Genomic DNA, 13,454 nt, shown 5'->3' with positions numbered 1-13,454 from the left:
GGTGAGCTTATAGATTCCCGGGGTGCACACGGTTCCGCCCGTCATCCCCGGGCTCACCCTCGGTCGGCCGCTGGGGCAGGGCGGGTTCGGGACCGTCTTCCTCGCCCGGCAGGACCGGCTCGAGCGCGACGTGGCCGTCAAGGTCGACAACCGGGTCCTGGGGACCGAGCGGGACCGGGAGCGGTTCCTGCGGGAGGCCCGGGCCGCCGCGCGGCTCTCCGGGCACCCCAACGTGGTCAACGTCTACGACGCGGGGGTGACCGCCGACGGGCGGCCGTACATCGTGATGGAGCTGTGCACCGGGGGGTCGCTGGCCGACGTGCTGGAGCGGCAGGGTGCCCTCGCGTACGCGCGGGTGGTGGAGATCGGTGCCCGGTTGGCCGACGCGTTGGCGCACGCGCACGCGGTGGGGATTCTGCACCGGGACATCAAGCCCGCGAACATCCTGGTCAACGCGTTCGGGGCGGTGAAGTTGGCCGACTTCGGGTTGGCCTCCGTCCTGGACGCGCACGCCGACTCGGTGACCGTGACCGTCGGGGCGTTGAGCCCGCACTACGCCGCCCCGGAGGTGTTCGCGCACGCCGCGCCGAGTCGGGCCGGGGACGTCTACTCGCTCGGTGCGACGCTCTACACCCTGGCGACCGGGCGGCGGCCCCGGCAGATCCCGTGGCCCGCGGACAGCCTCGACGGGTTGGTGTCGGCGCTGCGGGCGCCCGTTCCGCCGATCGAGGGGGCGCCGCCCGCGTTGAACGCCGCCCTGCTCAACGCGCTCGACGCCGACGCGGACCGGCGGACGCCGGGGGCCGAGCAGTTGCGGGACGAACTGGAGGGGTTGCGGGCGGTCCGGCCGCTGCCGCCGGTCGTGGCGCCCGCGCGCAGGCGGTGGTTGCTGGTGGTGGCGGTCGTGGCGGTGCCGGTGCTGGTCGCGGCCGGGTTCTTCTGGCGCGGGCTGCTCGACCCGGGTCAGGGAACCCAGGGAGCCGGGCAGACCGGTCAGACCGGTCAGACCAGTGCGGCGCCGCGGGTGCCCAAGGGCATGGTGGAGTGCTCTGGAGAGGGGTTCTGCCTGGTGGACAAGTGTTTCGGCGGGCTGGTGAACCTCGCCGACGTGGATATCAAGGCCGCGCCCGCCGACTGCTCGGGGGAGCACGCGTGGCAGGCCTACGCGGGCACGTTCCGGCCCGAGGGCAGCGAGGACCTGACCGCGACCGCCATCGCCGCGCTGCCGGAGGTGGCGCGGGTGTGCTCGGCGGAGGTGATGGCGGCGCGGACCGCGCTGGGGCGCTCCACCGCCGGGTGGAAGCGGGAGGTCATGCCGACCGACGAGACCGTGCTGTGCCTCGCCGCACCCGAATCGGGCGAACCGGACGGGAGCGTTTTCACGAACCGGTAGCCTGGCAGCCCACACTGCCCACCCCTGGGGGAACGATGCGATCTCGACTGGCGACCGTCCTGTGCGCGGCGGCACTGGTCGGCGGGCTCTCGGCCTGCGACTCCGTGCGGCAGGCGACCGACGCGGCCAGCGCGGCCACCGACAAGACCAGCATCTGCATCGAGGCGCTGCAACTCGCCAACTTCACCCCCAGCTCGCAGGACGTGGAGCAGACCGCGAGCGACGCCAAGCGCCGCGCCGACGAACTCCAGGCCCTGGCCGACAAGGCCGCCGACACCACCCTGCGCGACGCGCTGAGCGGCATGTCGGACAAGGTGTCGGAGTTGGACGTGCGCAACCTCGACCCGGCGACGGTGGCCGACTGGACCAGGGAGAAGGTCTCGGCGTTCAACACGCTGACCCAGGCCTGCCTCTAGGGCCTGCCCTCAAAGCCAGCCCCCACGAACCGCCGGCCCGGAGAGCGAATACCCGGCTACGCAGAGGCCCGGGTGGGTGGATGCCCGGGTGGGTGGATGCCCGGGTGGGTGGATGCCCGGGTGGGTGGATGCACTTGCCCAGCCGACCACCCCGAAAACCGCCAGCCCGACTACCCCCTGCCCGGGTGGGCGGAGGTGCTTGACCGGCCGACCACCCCGAAAACCGGCGGCCCGGCGAGCCAACTGCCCCAGTGGGTGGAGGTACTTGACCGGCCGACCACCCCGAGAACCGCTGGCCCGGCTACGGACATGCCCGGGCGGGCAGGTGTCGTCAACGCAGGCTGACCACCCCACAAACCGGCGGCCCGACCAAGCAACTGCCCGGGTGGGTGGATGTGTTTGGCCGGGGGTGGCGATCATGTGACAGCCTGCCTGGGCGGTGGGGCATCTTTTCAGCCCCACCTGACGCACTGGAGCACATGATCGCCATAGGGGCCCCGGCCAAACACATCCACCCAGCCGGGCACCACCCACAAACGACCGGGCTCTGGAACAGAGCCTCCACGCAAAGACCGGGCTGTGCAGAGCAGGCCCCACCGCGCGGCAGCCGCTCACCGGTGGTGGGCGGCTGCCGGAGCGGGTCAGACGTTGGTGATCTCCGCGATCAGCGCGTCGACGTCGAAGAAGTCGCCCTCGGCGCCGAGCGGCACCAGGTCGGCGGTGGCGTCGAGGAAGTCCTGCACGGCTTCGAGGTCCATCACCAGCAGCGCGTGGCCGTCGGGGGACTCGATCTCCATGACCAGCGCGTCGCGGGGCCCGGAGAACTCCGGGGCGAGCCGGACGTCGCCCTCGCCGACCGGACCGCGCATTCCCTCGACCAGCAGGTCCCTGGCGAAGACCCACTCGACCCAGTGGTCCGCGTCGGTCTGGAAGGCCGTTGCGACGGTGAACGGCTCGTCGGCGCGGTAGCTCCACCGCGACCGGACGGGGGTGGTGCCGCCGTAGAGGGAGATGAGCTGCTCGGAGTGCTGTGCGTCCCTGTTCATCTCGCTGGCCTCCAGTCCGTTCGTTCGCGTCGGTTGTGCGAACCTTCAATCAAGAGAACGCTCCGCAGCGGCTTTCGTGATTCCTTTTCCGGAACGTTCACGCTATCGGGGTATACAGTTCCCATCCATACCGATCCTGCGGGTAATCCGCCTCACTTGCTTACCCCCTGTAACGCAGCGCGGACCCCATCCGGGTGATGGATGGGGTCCGCGTCGGGTCTGGCTCGGGGCCGGATCAGATCAGGCCGAGGCCCTTCACCGCGTCGCGCTCCTCGACCAGCTCGGCGACCGAGGCGTCGATGCGGGCGCGGGAGAACTCGTTGACCTCCAGGCCCTGGACGATCGAGTACTCGCCGTCGGCGCAGGTGACCGGGAAGGACGAGATGATGCCCTCGGGGACGCCGTAGGAGCCGTCGGACGGGATGGCCATCGAGGTCCAGTCGCCCGCCGGGGTGCCCAGCACCCAGTCGTGGACGTGGTCGATGGCGGCGTTGGCGGCCGAGGCGGCGGAGGACGCGCCCCTGGCCTCGATGATCGCCGCGCCGCGCTTGGCCACGGTCGGGATGAACGAGTCGGCCAGCCACGCCTCGTCGTTCACCAGCTCGGCGGCGTTCTTGCCGTTGACCTCGGCGTGGAACACGTCGGGGTACTGGGTGGCGGAGTGGTTGCCCCAGATGGTCAGCTTCTTGATGTCCTCGACGGTGACGCCGAGCTTGGTGGCGAGCTGCGACAGGGCGCGGTTGTGGTCCAGCCGGGTCATCGCGGTGAAGCGGCCCGCGGGGACGTCCGGGGCGTGCTGCTGGGCGATCAGGGCGTTGGTGTTGGCGGGGTTGCCCACGACCAGGACCTTGATGTCGGACGCGGCACCGGCGTTGATCGCCTCGCCCTGGGGCTTGAAGATGCCGCCGTTGGCCTCGAGCAGGTCGCCGCGCTCCATGCCCTTGGTGCGCGGGCGGGCGCCGACGAGCAGGGCCACGTTGGCGCCGTCGAAGGCCTTCTTGGCGTCGTCGGTCACCTCGATGCCCGCGAGCAGCGGGAAGGCGCAGTCGTCGAGCTCCATCGCGGTGCCCTCGGCGGCCTTGACCGCGGCCGGGATCTCCAGCAGCCGCAGGTTGACCTTGGTGTCGGGACCGAGCAGGGCGCCGGAGGCGATGCGGAACAGCAGGGCGTAGCCGATCTGACCGGCCGCGCCGGTGACGGTGACGTTGACGGGTGCCACTTGGCAAGTCCTCCCGATGGGCAACAGACGGATGAGTCGTCGGGTCGACCACGCGGCAGTTCTGCCCTGTCAGCAGCGTCGCCCGGCGGGGGCGAGGCTACCAAGCCCGCCCTGGTCGCAGCCCCGCGCGGTGAGCAGGGTCTCGGCACCCGGATTCGATCTCTATCGGGTGGTTCTGCGCCGACAGGCCCCTGGCCTGCGCGAACCCGCGGCGCCCGGCCCCGACCATGGTCGTCGAGGGGTGGGCGACAGGGCGGGAGCCGATGGGGTTGCGGGAACCGGACTCGACGGTCCGGCTGGAACTGCTGGGCGAGGAGCTGCGCGCGCACCGCGAGCGGGCCGGGCTCAGCCTCGCCGCCGTGACCGCGCAGGTGGGGATCAGCACCTCGAAGCTGAGCCGGATGGAGAACGGGCGCAGGCCGCAGCGGCTGGACGACATCGCCGCGCTGCTGACCGCCTACCGGGTGCCGCACAACCGCCGCGAGGAGCTGGTGGCGCTGGCCAGGGTGGCCGCCGAGCCGCCGGTGCGCCCGGAGCAGGTGTCCGGCCGGTTCGCCACGCTGCGGGTGCTGGAGGGCAAGGCGGCGATGCTGGTCGACGTGGCGCCCACGGTGGTGCCCGCGCTGCTGCAGACCGTGCCGTACACGCAGTCGGTGCTGCGCGAGGTCTACATGCTCGACGACCAGCGGGTGGAGGAGTACACGGCGAGCCGCATCCACCGGCAGGCCGTGCTGCGCAAGGACAAGCCGCCGCGGTTCTTCGCCATCGTCACCGAGTCGGCGCTGCGCACGGTGGTCGGCGGCGCGGAGGTGATGCGCGGGCAACTGCGGTACCTGCTGGAGGCGGGTGCCAAGGGCAACGTGTCGGTGCGGGTGGTACCCGCCCTGGAGCACGGGCACCCGGCGCTGGCCGGACCGTTCCAGCGGTTGCAGTTCGACCGGGGCCGCGCGGTGGTGCTGCTGGAGAGCCGCACGGCGGCGGTGTACCTGGAGGACCCGGCGGAGGTCAAGCACTACGACCGGGCGGTGGTGGAGCTGCTGAGCGCCGCGCTGGACGAGCGGGAGTCTGCGGCGCTGATCGAGAAGGTGGCCGGGTCGCTCAGCGGGTGAGCGGGCCGCCCTCGATGGTCATCGCCACCGCGATCACCATCGTCCCGAACCCGCCGTAGAGGAAGGCGTCGATCACCCGGCTGCGCACCGCGATCAGCCCGGCCTGCTCGTCGCGCAGCAGCACCCGCAGGCCCGCGGCGAGCAGCAGGGCCAGTCCGATCCAGACGGTCCCCTCGCGCCACGCGTACATGACGATCCGGACCAGGCCGACCAGCACGACCGCCAGCACCAGCCCGAACGGCAGGTGGATGAGGGCGGGGTGTTTGCCGCCGCGCTGAGGGGCTCCGCTCACGAGATCATCCTCTCACCCGCGCGCGCCCGCCCGGCACGGCGGCCACCCCGGCGGCGACCAGGGTGAGCGCCACGCCCGCGACCGTGCCCGCGGCGATCCCGCCCGCGGACACGTCCAGCAGCACCGCGCCGACGAGCTGACCGGCCACCGCGCACAACCCGAGCACCAGCACCCCGATCGCGCGCACCGCGTAGACCGATGTGGACAGAGCGACCACGCCGAGCGCGCCGCCGGTGTAGAGGTGCCACTGGCCCGGCGGCGGGTTCGGCAGCCCGCGCAGCGCCACGTCGACGACGCCCACCAGGACCAGCGCGCACGCGCCGACGGAGAAGTTGACCAGTGTCGCCAGCACCACGCTGCCCGACTCGTGCCTGACCAGCCCGTTCGCCGCCTGCGCCCAGCTCAGCGCGGCCCCGGCGAGGGCGGGCAGCAGGGCCAGCCACAGCTCCCCCGGTGAGCCGAAGCGGTCCGACACCGAGACCAGCACGGCCACCACGGTCAGCCCCGCGCCCACCGCCCTGGGCGCGGTGATCCGCCGGGGCTCCCCCGGCCCGAAGCCCGCCCGGTCGACGAACAGGCTGCTCACCACCTGCCCGGCGACCGTGGCCACGGTGAACACCGCGATCCCCAGCCCGGCCGCGGTCGTGCCCTGCGCGGCCACGAACGACGCGCCCGCCGCACCGCCGAGGCACTGCCACACCCGCAGCCGCCCACCGCGGACGGCCGCCCGGAACCGGCCCGCCGCGGCCCGGCCCGACGCGGTGGCGACGACGGCCGCGGCGAGGATCAGCAGGCCGCCGAGGAAGGAGACCAGCGCCGCGGCGACCCCGTCGCCGAGTGCGCGCCCCAGTTCCCCGTTGACCCGGCTCTGCACGGCCAGCGCGACCCCGCCGACCGCCGCCGCGGCGCAGCCCAGCGCGGTGGCGCGGCGGGTCAGATCCACCGGTGGCGCACGGCGTGCACGGCGAGCTGGAAGCGGGAGGTGGCGCCCGCGTGGTCCATCAGGCGCTGCAGGTGCCGGAACACGGTGCGGCGGCTGACCCCGAGCTGCCTGGCGATGGAGTCGTCGTTGGCGCCCGCGGCGAGCAGTCCCAGCAGGCGCTGCTCGATCGGCTGCACCGGCGAGGACGCGCGGGCGCCCGCGTGCAGCGGCACCGCCAGCCGCCAGGACGCCTCGAACAGCCCGATCAGCGCGGAGAGCAGGCTGCTCGGCCGCACCACCAGCAACTGCCGGTTCACGTCGGCCTCGGCGACCGGCAGCGACACCGTGGCGAACTGCTGGTCGACGATGGTCAGCTTCACCGGGACCTCCGGCAGCACCCTGGCCTGCTCGCCCGCGGCCACGCACGGCTGGATGTTCTGCGCGTAGCGGCCGGGGTCCTCGATGGAGGCGCGGGCGTAGACGACCCGGTAGGTGACCTCGCCGCGGCCAAGCTGCTCCAGCTCGGCGTTGTTGACGTGCCCCTCGGTGAAGTACGGCGGCGAGTCGAGCCTGCGGATCTCGGTGCGCGCGCTCAGCTCCATCTGCTGGATGCGCTGGGCGATGGCGGTGCCGGTGACGACCTCGATCAGGTCGTCGGTGCGCTGCGGGGAGATGGCGCGGCGGAAGGTGTCGTAGGCGTTGAGCGTGGCCACCCTGGCCTGCTCCAGCTCCGACTCCCGGCGACGGCTGAGGATCTGCAGGCCGGACGCGGGCGGGACCGGGGTGATCACGCTGCCGTCGTCGCCGCCGGGGCCGACCAGGCCCGCGTCGAGCAGGGTGCGGACGGCGGCGCGCACGCGGTCGTCCGGCTCGGCCATCCCCTCGGCGATCTGCTCGACGGTCGAGGGGCCGGTGCGCAGCAGGTACGCGTAGCCGCGGATCTCGTCGTCGGGCAGGCCGAGCCGGGACAGGTGGGGGGCGAGGTCGCCGTCGGACATGAGCGCAAAGGCTGGCACAGATGAGACGGTGACACAAACGGGGACCTTGTCACTCGGTCAGGTGAGCTGCGTGCGGCGCTTGTCACAGGAGTGTGGACCGGGCGCGCGGGGGAAGCGGGGCGGCCCGGTTTCGGGATACCGTCGAGGCCGTAACCGACCCGTGATCCGCGCTTACCCGGAGCGCCCCCTCACCCTGCGTCATCGTCGCAGGCACGCACCCGAGGCCAGATCCCACCGTATGCCGAGTGCGAACCGGCAGGAGAAGATGTCACCGTGGCACAACCGACGCAGCTGAACCCGACCGAACAGGACGCCCTGGTCAAGCAGATCGGGCTGGCGTTGCTGCGGGCGGCGCCCGAGAACTGGAAGTCCATCGGGGTCGAGTACCGCGCCCTGGGCCGGTACACCGAGACGGCCGCGCGGGTGACGTTCCAGGACGAGACCGTGGAGCCGCTCCAGGTCGCCCAGGACACGGCCGCGCTCTTCGGCAGGCTGCGCGCCGGGATGTACCGCGAGGGCCGCGGCACCTGGTACAACGCCCGCTACCAGCTCGACCAGCCCTCGGCCTACAACCTCGAGTACGACCGCGACGAACCGCAGTGGCTCACCCCGCCGCCGCCCCCCGCCTACGCCGACGACCTGCGCACCTTCCCCCGCGACGAGGAGAACGTGCCGGAGTGGCTGGTCCGGCGGATGGCCGCGCTCAAGCCGCCGTTCCGGGTCGCCCGCATCTTCGACGCCCCCGGCCCGGACGGGCGCCCGTCGGTCAACCGGCCGCCGGTCGACGAGGCCGACCGCGACGCCCTGCTGCGCTACCTCGACGGCGCGCCGCTGCCGCTGCCCGCCCGCGGCTTCGACACCGACCTGCTCGACGAGGAGGGCCGCCAGACCGTCCCGGTCGCCTTCCACACCGACGGCGCCTGGGTCTGGCCCGCCGCGGTCAACTTCTACCTGCGCAACCACGGCGTGCCGCCCGAGCCGGAACTGGTCGAGCAGGCCAGGCGCGCGGAGTTCACCGTGCCCGAGGTGCCCGAGCAGGCGCTGGGCGCGGTCGCCGGGTTCCTGACCCGGGGCCCGGTCCGCCCGCCCCGACCGCCGGTGCGCCCCGGGGCAGGCGGTGCGCCGGGGCCGGTGAACGCGACCAAGGCGGAGGCGCCGGTCGGCGAGGCACCGCCCGCCGCGCCCGCCCGGCCCGCCGAGGACCCGCGGCCCGAGGGCGCGCGGTTCGACGCGCCCGGCGAGGCTGCCGGGGGTTCGCGGCCGGACGCTGCGGCCGAGGGCGCGCGGTTCGGTGCGGACGGGGAAGCCCCTCGGTTCGACGCGCCCGGCGAGGCGGACCGGGACGAGGCACCGGCGCAGCCCCGGTTCGACGAGCCCGCCGAGAACGCCCGGTTCGACGCCGCGGGCGAAGCCGACCGGCACGAGGCGCCCGCGAGGCAGTCCCGCTTCGACGAACCCGCGGAGAACACGCGGTTCGACGTGCCCGACCAGCACGAGACGTCGGCGGGGCACTCCCGGTTCGACGAACCCGCCGAGAACACGCGGTTCGACGCGCCCGACGAGGCCGAGCGGCACGAGGCGCCCGTGGGGCGCTCCCGCTTCGACGAACCCGCCGAGGACACGCGGTTCGACGCCGATCGGGACGAGGCGCCCGCGGGGCGCTCCCGGTTCGACGAGCCCGCCGAGAGCGCGCGGTTCGACAGCGTGGACGAGGCGCCCGCGGGGCGGTCGCGGTCCGGTGAGCCGGTGCCGTTCGGCGGGTCGGCCAACCCCACCCCGTTCGACGCGTTCGCCAACGCCTCCGTGGGTGCCGGGCCCGCACCGTGGGACCGGGCGCCCGCGACCGAGGAGCCGCAGCCCTGGTCGGGCGGCGGGCTGCCGGGGTCGCAGGACGCCGCGGAGCGGGTCGAGTCGGACAGCCCGGGTGGGCTGCCGGGTGCGGCGGGCCGCTGGGACGAGCCGGGGGGCGGGCTGTTCGAGCCGAGCCGCCCGTCCGAGGGCAGGCGCGCGCGGCGCGAGGAGGCCGAGGAGGAGACCGGCGGCAGGCACGGCGGCGAGCAGCCGGAGCGGTTCCAGCCGGTCGAGCAGTACGCGGACGCCCCCGGGGGGAACCACTCCCAGGCGGACGACCGGCCCGAGGGGTCCCGGTTCGACACCGGGCAGGACGGGTCCGGCGCACGGGAGGACCGCTTCACCGCAGGCGGCCGGGTGGAGTCCGCGGAGGCGTTCCAGCAGGGTGACCAGGCCACCCGATCGGGTGATTTCCAGTCCGAGACCGCAGCCGAGTCGATGCCCGACCACGCCACCGCGTTCCACCCGGGCGGCGACCGCGACCAGTCGAACGGCTTCCACACCGACGGCCCGGGGAACGAACGCCACCGGTCGGGTGACTCCCACCCCGGTGGTGACCACGCGGCGTTCCACACCGATGAACCGGGCGACGGCCACGACCGACCGGCCGGGTTCCGGTCCGGCGCCGACCAGCCCCGGGACGACCGGGACGGCGACCGCGGGTTCGAGCCCGACGCCGGGTTCCAGCCGGACCACGGGCGGTCGGAGGAGTTCCACGCGGGCATCGAGCAGACCCCCGCCCAGGACGACCGCTCCCGCCACGCCGTGGCGTTCAGCACCGACGACGACCGGGACGACGACCGCTTCCAGGCGGGCGGGTTCCGGCCCGGCGCCGACCAGCCCCCCGCCCAGGACGACCACTTCCAGCCGGGCGACGACGGGCACTTCTCGCCCCCCGGCAACGCGGACCAAGCCCCGTCGCAGGACGACCGCTTCCAGCCCGGCGGCGACCGGTTCTCGACCGGTGCCCCCGGCAACGCGGACCAGTCCTCGCCGCAGGACGACCGCTTCCAACCCGCCTTCCAGCCCGGCGACGACCGGAACGGCCACTTCTCGGCAGGCGCCCCCGGCGACCCGGACCGGTCCTCGCCGCAGGACGACCGCTTCCAGCCCGCCTTCCAGCCCGGTGCCGGAGACGACCGGTTCTCGGCAGGCACCCCCGGCAACGTGGACCAGGACCAGTCCCAGGGCGACCGCTTCCAACCCGCCGCGTTCCGCACCGGCGACGACGAAGGCGGCCGGTTCTCGGCGGGCGCCCCGGGCAACGCGGACCAGGCCCCGCCGCAGGACAACCGCTTCCAGCCCGCGGCCGCTTTCCAGCCCGGCGAGGACCAGCGGCCGGGCGGAACCCCGGACGACCGGTTCCACGCGGGCGAACCCGACCAGACCGCCGCGCGGGAAGACCGCTTCCAGCCCGCGTTCACCGCCGATGAGCACTTCCGGCCGGAGACCGACCAGAACCCGGGTCAGGACAACCGTTTCGCCCCCGCGTTCCAGGCGGACGGCCAGTCCGGCGACAACGCGGACCAGCGCTTCCAGCACCAGGGCGAGCAGGACCCGGCCCAGGAAAACCGCTTCCAGCCCGCGTTCCAGGCGAACGGCCAGCCCGGCGACAACGCGGACCAGCGCTTCCAGCACGAAGGCGAGCAGGACCCGGCCCAGGAGGACCGCTTCCAGCCGGCCGCGTTCCACGGCGACGGGCCGGAACACGGTGAGGCGCAGCGGTTCGAGCCGTCGTTCCAGTCCGGTGCGCCGGGCGGGTTCGAGGACGACCGGATTCCCGCGCAGGGCGATCGGTTCGAGCACGCCGCCGCGTTCCAGGGTGGGCGGGATGGTTACCAGCCCGAGCAGGCGCACGCGGGCGCGTTCCAGGCCGGGCGGTCCGCCACCGGCTTCGAGTCGCAGCCGGAGGTGTTCCAGCCGGGAGGTGCCTCGGGCTTCCAGCAGCCGGAGCAGTTCCAGCCGCAGCCGGGGCAGTTCCAGCCCGATGGCCAGCCCGGCTTCGCACAACAGCCCGCCCAGTTCGAGCCCGGCTTCGCACAGCAGCCGGGGCAGTTCCAGCCCGGGGACGAGCCCGGCTTCGAGTCGCAGCCGGGGAACGGTGCCGGTCCCGGCGGGCAGCCGTTCGCCGAGGAGCCGGTGGAGTTGTTCACCCACCCGGACCAGCCGAGCCCGGTGGTGCCCGAGCCGAGTGGTCCGCCCGCGGCGGCGCTGCCGTCGTCGGGGAGTGCGGCGGAGGCCGTGGCGGCGCTGCGGTCGCGGCTGGAGGCGCTGGGGGTTCCGGCCGAGCGGTACCGGCTGGGTGTCCCGGAGTCGGCGGCGTGGACGATGGAGCAGACCGCGGAGGGCTGGCGCGTCGGGTGGTTCGACAACCACAGCTTCGTGGCGCCCGCGGTCTTTGAGGACGTGGCCGACGCGTCGGCGTTCCTGCTGGGCAAGTTGCTGCTCGACACCGGGCAGCCCGCCGTCGAGCCGGAGCCGCCGCGGGAGGTCGGTGAGTCCACCATGCGCGCCTCCCTCGCCGACCTGGTCGACGACGACGAGGACGACGACCGCGACGGGGCGTTCGCCCCGGAGCGGGCGGAGCCGCCGCAGCAGCGGCGCGCACCGGAGGCCGCCCCCTTCGCGGCCGAGGAGGAGTTCGTGCCGCGCGACCCGCGGCCGGTCCCGCCGCGCAGGCCGGAGCCCGCGCAGGCCCAGACCGGCCCGAACCGCAGGCCGCAGGACTGGCCGATCCAGCCCCGCCAGGGTGAGCCGCCGCTGACGCTGTTCCGCGGCAAGCAGATGCTGGAACTGGCCCCGGGCACGGAGATCGACCGCTACGGCGAACCCGGTGGGAACCTCACCTACGCCGCGGGCACGCCGTTCGAGCGGCGCTCGCTGGTGCCGGACTGGGTGGGCAGGCCGTACCGCGCCTACCGGGTCCTCAAGCCCACCGAGGCCCTGACCGGGGTGGCGATCCCGTGGTTCGACCAGCCCGGTGGCGGCACGGCGTACCTGCTGTCCCGCTCGGTCGCCGAGCTGATCGACAACGGCCACCTGGTCGAGGTCAATGACCGCGAGGCGCCCACCCGCCCCTGAGACCCACCCGCCGGCGGGCGTCCCTCCCCACACCGGGGCGGGGCGCCCGCCGCCTTTTCCGGGGCGGTTCAGCCGATGTCGAGGCCGTGGGCGACGGCGAAGGCGATGGCGGTGTCGAGGTCGACCCGCGCGCCGCGGAGGGTGGCCTGGACCAGGCCGTTGGCGTCGACGCGGGCGCCGCGCAGGTCGGCGCCGGTGAGCTTGGTGCCGGTGAGGCGGGCGCCGGTGAGGTCGGCCTCACGCAGGTCGGTGTCGCGCAGGTCGGCGTCCATCAGGTTGGCCTCGCGGAAGCGCAGGCCGGTCAGGGTGCTCTTGCGCAGCGCGGCGGCGGTGAGGCTGACCAGGGTCAGGTCGGAGTCGCGCAGGGTGATGGGCAGGAACCGGCAGTCGACGAACGTGGAGCCGATCAGGGTGCAGCCGACGAACTCGGTGTCGGTGAGGGTGGCGCGGTCGAACTTGCAGGAGCGGAACGCGGTGCTGCGGTGCGCGGACTCCCCGAGGTCGGCGCGGGTGAAGTCGCAGTCGGTGAACGTGCAGCCCGCGGTGGTGAGGCCGCGCAGGTCGGCCTCGGTGAAGTCGCAGGCGGTGAAGTGCCGCTGGTCCCAGTGCTGGCCGTGCAGGTCGGTGTCGCTGTAGTCCTCGCCGGTTTCCACGGGGCCACCCTGCCACGCCCGGTCTCAGGGGACGACGACCACCGGGCGCTTGGCGTCGGCGATCAGCGTCTTCGGCACCGACCCGAGCTTGCCGCCACCGGCCCGCGACCGGCCCACCACCACGCAGTCGGCCTCGAACTCGGCGGCGATGGCCTCCAGCCCGCGGGCCGGGTCGCCGCGGTGGTGCACCACGCTCCACTTGACACCCACCGGGTCGAGGTAGCGGGCGGCGTCCAGGCGCATCTCCACCATGATCGAGACGGTGGTCTCACCTGCGGTCTCGGCACCCACCCCGGCCCAGCCGCCGGGGGCGAGCAGCGGTTCGACGTAGACGAGGACCAACCGCGCCTTCTCCCGCCGGGCCATGCCCGCCGCCCAGGCGGAGGCGTTCTTCGCCGGGGTGCTCCCGTCCAGACCGACCACGATGACGGCCAGTCCGTCCTTCTCCTTGGCAGGCATGGGACCGAGGGTAGG

At 73.9% G+C, this 13,454-nt stretch carries 11 protein-coding genes; 4 read left to right on the top strand and 7 right to left on the bottom strand.

Annotated elements, in window-relative coordinates; all coding sequences use genetic code 11:
• Positions 1-22 precede the first annotated feature (22 nt).
• Together DFQ13_RS09445 and DFQ13_RS09440 are read left to right on the top strand one after the other, a co-directional pair.
• Positions 23-1,393 (top strand): serine/threonine-protein kinase, encoded by a 1,371-nt coding sequence (locus DFQ13_RS09445; protein ID WP_110079509.1) that lies wholly within the window; start codon positions 23-25, stop codon positions 1,391-1,393.
• Between the two features lie 35 nt (positions 1,394-1,428).
• Entirely contained in the window at positions 1,429-1,809 is a 381-nt protein-coding gene (locus DFQ13_RS09440; RefSeq protein ID WP_035284645.1) for a bacteriophage spanin2 family protein, read from the top strand.
• A 641-nt stretch (positions 1,810-2,450) separates the two neighbouring features.
• On the opposite strand, the gene DFQ13_RS09435 is transcribed toward DFQ13_RS09440, so the two are convergent.
• Positions 2,451-2,855: an SsgA family sporulation/cell division regulator gene (locus DFQ13_RS09435; protein WP_035282189.1), complete on the bottom strand. Its 405-nt coding sequence runs from the start codon at positions 2,853-2,855 to the stop codon at positions 2,451-2,453.
• Between the two features lie 235 nt (positions 2,856-3,090).
• On the bottom strand, positions 3,091-4,074 hold the full coding sequence (locus DFQ13_RS09430) for a malate dehydrogenase (RefSeq protein WP_035282188.1): 984 nt from the start codon (positions 4,072-4,074) through the stop codon (positions 3,091-3,093).
• Positions 4,075-4,337: 263 nt separating this feature from the next.
• On the opposite strand from DFQ13_RS09430, the gene DFQ13_RS09425 reads away from it, so the two are divergent.
• Entirely contained in the window at positions 4,338-5,183 is an 846-nt protein-coding gene (locus DFQ13_RS09425; RefSeq protein ID WP_035282186.1) for a helix-turn-helix domain-containing protein, read from the top strand.
• Here the strand turns inward: DFQ13_RS09425 and DFQ13_RS09420 are convergent.
• The 3 genes from DFQ13_RS09420 to DFQ13_RS09410 are packed head-to-tail and all read right to left on the bottom strand — an operon-like array spanning position 5,173 to position 7,395.
• Positions 5,173-5,475 carry a DUF3017 domain-containing protein gene (locus DFQ13_RS09420; protein WP_035282185.1) on the bottom strand — a complete coding sequence of 101 codons (303 nt, stop codon included), beginning with the start codon at positions 5,473-5,475 and terminating at the stop codon, positions 5,173-5,175. The genes DFQ13_RS09425 and DFQ13_RS09420 overlap by 11 nt on opposite strands.
• Before the next feature lie 4 nt (positions 5,476-5,479).
• Positions 5,480-6,418, bottom strand: coding sequence for a DMT family transporter (locus DFQ13_RS09415; protein ID WP_110079508.1), 939 nt, complete (start codon positions 6,416-6,418; stop codon positions 5,480-5,482).
• Complete coding sequence (locus tag DFQ13_RS09410) at positions 6,409-7,395, bottom strand: helix-turn-helix transcriptional regulator (protein WP_035282183.1); 987 nt, start codon at positions 7,393-7,395, stop codon at positions 6,409-6,411. The genes DFQ13_RS09415 and DFQ13_RS09410 overlap by 10 nt, the downstream gene beginning before the upstream one ends.
• 273 nt (positions 7,396-7,668) lie before the next feature.
• Between DFQ13_RS09410 and DFQ13_RS09405 the strand changes: the two genes are divergently transcribed.
• Entirely contained in the window at positions 7,669-12,327 is a 4,659-nt protein-coding gene (locus tag DFQ13_RS09405; RefSeq protein ID WP_110079507.1) for a glycohydrolase toxin TNT-related protein, read from the top strand.
• Between the two features lie 68 nt (positions 12,328-12,395).
• On the opposite strand, the gene DFQ13_RS09400 is transcribed toward DFQ13_RS09405, so the two are convergent.
• A complete protein-coding gene (locus DFQ13_RS09400) occupies positions 12,396-12,980 on the bottom strand; it encodes a pentapeptide repeat-containing protein (RefSeq protein WP_035281703.1) in 585 nt (194 codons plus the stop codon).
• Positions 12,981-13,004: 24 nt separating this feature from the next.
• Positions 13,005-13,439 (bottom strand): universal stress protein, encoded by a 435-nt coding sequence (locus tag DFQ13_RS09395; protein WP_035281701.1) that lies wholly within the window; start codon positions 13,437-13,439, stop codon positions 13,005-13,007.
• Between the last annotated feature and the right edge of the window lie 15 nt (positions 13,440-13,454).

The organism is Actinokineospora spheciospongiae (assembly GCF_003182415.1).
GTDB lineage: Bacteria > Actinomycetota > Actinomycetes > Mycobacteriales > Pseudonocardiaceae > Actinokineospora > Actinokineospora spheciospongiae.
Note: the sequence above shows the minus strand (reverse complement) of the source record. Positions and strands in the feature narration are given on the sequence as shown.